Origin of the sequence: Zongyangia hominis (assembly GCF_014385095.1) — a bacterium.
GTDB classification, from domain to species: domain Bacteria; phylum Bacillota; class Clostridia; order Oscillospirales; family Ruminococcaceae; genus Zongyangia; species Zongyangia hominis.
The window spans coordinates 1-3,061 of sequence record NZ_JACRTC010000017.1 but is presented as its reverse complement, the minus strand read 5'-3'; the positions used below and the strand labels follow the sequence as shown (position 1 = coordinate 3,061).

Here is a 3,061-nt window from a genome sequence, read left to right as displayed (position 1 = left end):
TCCCTCTATGATTTTCTTGCAGTATTCCAGCAGGTAAATGTAGAGCTGCTTTTTACTGCCGAAATACTGAAACACAGACGCTTTGGAAATGTGTGCGGCTACCGCAATATCATTGATTGAGGCTTTTTCATAACCAAACTTGCCGAAGCACTGGAGCGCCGCATTGAGAATGGTCAATCTCTTTTCTTCGGTCAGGGCCAAAAATTTGTCCAATTCATTTCCTCCTTTTTACACAATAACCGTTTCGGTTATTTAGAGTATAGCACCAATAACCGAAACGGTCAAGTATTTTGGAGTATGATTCAAAAGTTTTCTTTTTATACTGTTAGACCAACGAAGATTAGTCTCGAAAGTACCGGTGTGTTCAAGTCAGCAGTTGCACGAAAATGTAATTCGTTCAAATACTACTACCTGAAATATAAAATTACATTGGGTGATGTCTATGAAATTTGAACGCGATGAGCGCAAATTTGATTTCCACGATATAGGGTGCGAGATAAAGCGCAAAAGAGAAACCAGCGGGATGACACAGGATCAACTGGCCCTTATCATTGACCGTGATCCCCGCACCATCATATATAACGAAAACGACGGTCAGCATCCGAGCTTGAACACTTTTTATCAGATGGTGACAATGTTCGATATATCGGTGGATCAGTTCTTTTATCCAGACATGAGCGCAGATGACGCTTGCAAAAAGCGCATCAATACACTTGCTGCATTAACACTTGACCGATTCGGTTATTGGTGCTATACTCTGAATAACCGAAACGGTTATTGTGTAAGAAGAAGGAAATGAATTGAACAAATTTTTGGCCCTGACCGAAGAAAAGAGATTGACCATTCTCAATGCGGCGTTCCAGTGCTTCGGCAAGTTTGGTTATGAAAAAGCCTCAATGTCGATTCTGTTATATTACGCATATCGCAGAAAATTAAGTAAGAAAACTGCCAATGACAAAGAGTAAGTTATACCCACGTTATGAAAGGACGTGCTATGAAGGATTCATTGAAAAAAGGATTGATAATAGGTGCTGCCGGTAGTGCGATTTGTGTGCTTTGGCATCATCTTCTAACCAAAAAGATGATGCAGCTCGCCATGGATCGGGTTGCGCCGCAGGACAGAAGCAACGGAAAAATGCGTGTGTCCGGTTCACCTGAAATGATAGAAACCACTGAAATTGTAAAAAAGGCAGCTGGTCAGCTCGAAAAAAGCGGCTGTGACGTGGTGGAAATCACTGCTCACGACGGAATTTCATTGATTGGGCATTGGTGTCCCTGCGAAGAACCGAAAAGAACTATAGTTGCCATGCACGGGTGGCGTTCCTCCTGGTCACATGATTTTGGTCTAATCGCAGATTTCTGGCGCAATAATCATTGTTCTGTACTCTACGCAGAGCAGCGGGGACAAAATAATAGCGGCGGCGACCATATGAGTTTAGGTTTGCTGGAACGCTACGATTGCCTGGCATGGACAAATTGGATAAACGAGAAAACAGGAAAAAGCATTCCCATCTATCTTGCCGGGGTATCCATGGGTGCAACCTCTGTGCTAATGGCGTCCGAACTGGAACTGCCGGATAATGTATTTGGAATCGCAGCGGACAGTGCATTTACTTCGCTCCATGCAATTTGGAAACATGTCTCCGAAAGCAATCTGCATATTCCTTATGCTCTGCATAAAACAGGTGCCGATAGGATGTGCAAAAAGCGCATCCAAATGGATGCTGATGCTGCCTCAACTACAGAAGCGTTGAAGCACTGCCAAATTCCTGTTCTTTTTGTCCACGGAACAGATGACCACTTTGTTCCAGTTGAAATGACATACGAAAACTATAAAGCCTGTACATCAGAAAAGCGTCTGCTGATTGTTCCGGGCGCTGACCACTGTATGAGCTATCTCGTAGGAAAAAGCACCTACGAGCGCATTGCAAAAGAGTTTTGGGAATTTTGCGAACAGCGGAAAAAGAATCCGTAGATTTGAGTTTGAAGGGGGGGGAATCATTATGCGCCAGCGTTGGCTCCGTGTCTTATTCCGTAGAAGGATGTTGACGATACTCCTGCTACTTTTACAGGTATATTTTCTTATATGCCTTGTACTTGGGGGAAGTCAGCTTTCCCGAAATTTCAGTCGCCTACTGACAATCGTCAGTATCATTGCGGTGCTTTATATCGTTTCCCAGAAAGACAAAGGCGCCTACAAAACTGCATGGGCGATCCTGATCCTAACCTTCCCGTTGTTTGGTGGACTGATGTATCTTTTGTCTAATGCACAATCCTCGAAATGGCGCTTTGCAAAAAGTGTCCTCCATACACAACAAAAGGCAAAACCACTCTATGCACTCCCCGGCATTTGCTATGAAAGCGCAACAAAACAACTGCCTGAATATTACCCTCAAATTCATTACTTGCAGGAATACACGGGGTTTCCAATATATGCAGATACAGAAACACATTACCTTACACCGGGTGAACGAAAGCTGGAAACACTTTTGGCGGAACTTGAAAAAGCCGAGAAGTACATATTTCTGGAATATTTCATCGTGCAGGAAGGCGTTATGTGGAACAGCATCTTGGAAGTTTTGAAGCGAAAAACCACGCAAGGCGTAACTGTGCGACTGATTTATGACGATATGGGTTGCTTTCTCACTCTTCCGAAAGACTACGCAAAGCAGCTAAAAAAACACGGTATCCAGTGCGCCGTATTCAATCCCTTCCGACCTGTTCTGACCGTAAAGCAAAATAACAGAGATCACCGAAAAATAGCGGTCATTGATGGAAAGGTGGCTTTTACCGGAGGTATCAATCTGGCAGATGAATACATCAACGCCATTGAGAAACACGGACACTGGAAAGATGCAGCGATCATGCTGAAAGGCAAAGCCGCATGGAGTTTCACACTAATTTTTTTACAGACGTGGGAAATTTGTACCCATACAGACGAGGACTACGAAATCTTCTACCCATGGAAAGAACAAGAGTGCCCTGTTACTGCAAAGGGGTTTGTTCAGCCATACGCTGACAGTCCAATGGATGAAGAAAATGTGGGCGAACACGTTTACCT

4 protein-coding genes are annotated in these 3,061 nt (G+C 43.8%); 3 read left to right on the top strand and 1 reads right to left on the bottom strand.

The window, feature by feature from the left end; all coding sequences use genetic code 11:
* On the bottom strand, window positions 1-213 hold a 213-nt coding region (locus H8709_RS11780; RefSeq protein ID WP_262398493.1), incomplete at its 3' end, for a TetR/AcrR family transcriptional regulator.
* Between the two features lie 229 nt (window positions 214-442).
* On the opposite strand from H8709_RS11780, the gene H8709_RS11775 reads away from it, so the two are divergent.
* From H8709_RS11775 to H8709_RS11765, 3 genes are all read left to right on the top strand, one after another.
* Window positions 443-799 (top strand): helix-turn-helix transcriptional regulator, encoded by a 357-nt coding sequence (locus H8709_RS11775; protein WP_002587442.1) that lies wholly within the window; start codon window positions 443-445, stop codon window positions 797-799.
* A 180-nt stretch (window positions 800-979) separates the two neighbouring features.
* Window positions 980-1,975: an alpha/beta hydrolase gene (locus tag H8709_RS11770; protein WP_227604045.1), complete on the top strand. Its 996-nt coding sequence runs from the start codon at window positions 980-982 to the stop codon at window positions 1,973-1,975.
* A partial coding sequence (locus tag H8709_RS11765; protein ID WP_262398492.1) for a phospholipase D-like domain-containing protein occupies window positions 1,926-3,061 on the top strand: 1,136 nt, incomplete at its 3' end. The genes H8709_RS11770 and H8709_RS11765, both read left to right, overlap by 50 nt.